1 protein-coding gene and 1 pseudogene are annotated in these 481 nt (G+C 50.5%); both read left to right on the top strand.

Annotation, left to right across the window (positions count from 1 at the left end; translation table 11 throughout):
* A pseudogene (locus HBA93_RS18460) lies at positions 1-248 on the top strand (hypothetical protein); the annotation flags it as partial.
* A partial coding sequence (gene ssb, locus HBA93_RS18455) for a single-stranded DNA-binding protein (RefSeq protein WP_221724270.1) occupies positions 248-481 on the top strand: 234 nt, incomplete at its 3' end. The pseudogene HBA93_RS18460 and the gene ssb, both read left to right, overlap by 1 nt.

Below are 481 nucleotides of genomic sequence, written 5' to 3'. Positions count from 1 at the left end.
CTAAAGCAAAACTGACTAACCTGCACGATCTGAAACTCAAGCATATCATCGCAGATATGGATGACCGGATGTTGCGCGTTGAAGTTCGAACCTTTTTCGGCCCCCATGCTGAACGCGAGTTACCGGAGCGCCTATTAGCTCCCGTCCGGCTTAAATCAGCCCTCAAGCCTTGGCCAAGTATGAAGGCAGAGGAAGCATGGCTGGAACGCCTGTATCGCTATCTCAACATTAACCCACGAGGTCTGTGATGGCCGGTAGCGTCAACAAGCATATTATCGTCGGTCATTTGGGCGCTGATCCGGAAATCCGCAGAAATAACAACGGTGATCCGATTGTGAATCTGCGTGTTGCAACGTCTGAGAGTTGGCGTGACCGCCAGAGCGGCGAACGCAAAGAAAAAACCGAGTGGCACAGCGTTGTGATCTTCAACAAGAACCTGGCTGAGATCGCTGAAAAATACGTAAAAAAAGGCGCTAAGGTT

The sequence above is a fragment of the Ochrobactrum sp. SFR4 genome, from assembly GCF_019730395.1.
In the GTDB taxonomy this organism is placed as follows: Bacteria; Pseudomonadota; Alphaproteobacteria; order Rhizobiales; family Rhizobiaceae; genus Pseudochrobactrum.
This window is presented reverse-complemented; position numbering and strand designations above follow the sequence as displayed.